Annotated in this window: 1 protein-coding gene; it reads right to left on the reverse strand. The window is 35.1% G+C overall.

Annotated features, from left to right (window positions below; translation table 11 throughout):
* A partial coding sequence (locus tag D9V42_RS14800; protein WP_244204793.1) for a hypothetical protein occupies positions 1–409 on the reverse strand: 409 nt, incomplete at its 3' end.
* Positions 410–513 lie beyond the last annotated feature (104 nt).

Below are 513 nucleotides of genomic sequence, written 5' to 3' on the forward strand. Positions count from 1 at the left end.
CGCTTGAAACTACACCTGTTCCGTCAGTTGTCCTGATGTCAATCAAAACTTTTAGAACTCCAGAACTATTATTTAAATCGACATTATTGCTATTATTTGAAGTTTCAGCCGATAAAGTAACAGGGTTTGCTGTTTGCGTTAAGTCAATATTTGCATGGATATAATTAACTGCATTACCTTTTAAGGCAACAGTTTCATTCAATAGTTCAAAATACCTCCCGCCTGCAACGATTGATGTGTTAACATATTGCACGTTAAGGGCTGTATTTAATGGACTTTTCCAATCTTTGCGCCTAATTGTTCTATAGCCCATTCCAGTCAACATCATGTATAGTTTTCCGTCATTATTAGAACCGACTGGAAACTCTGTACCATTTGGACTGAAAAACGTGAAGTTTTTAATTGTCATTTTTAACCTTTCTTGAAATTATTTCCGCTTTATCTAAAACTGGGTTATCAGTAATTGATAGCTCTAACAATCTAAATTTTCTACCGCCATAAGGATAACCACCA

Origin of the sequence: Staphylococcus pseudoxylosus, from assembly GCF_003697915.1 — a bacterium.
Lineage (GTDB): Bacteria > Bacillota > Bacilli > Staphylococcales > Staphylococcaceae > Staphylococcus > Staphylococcus pseudoxylosus.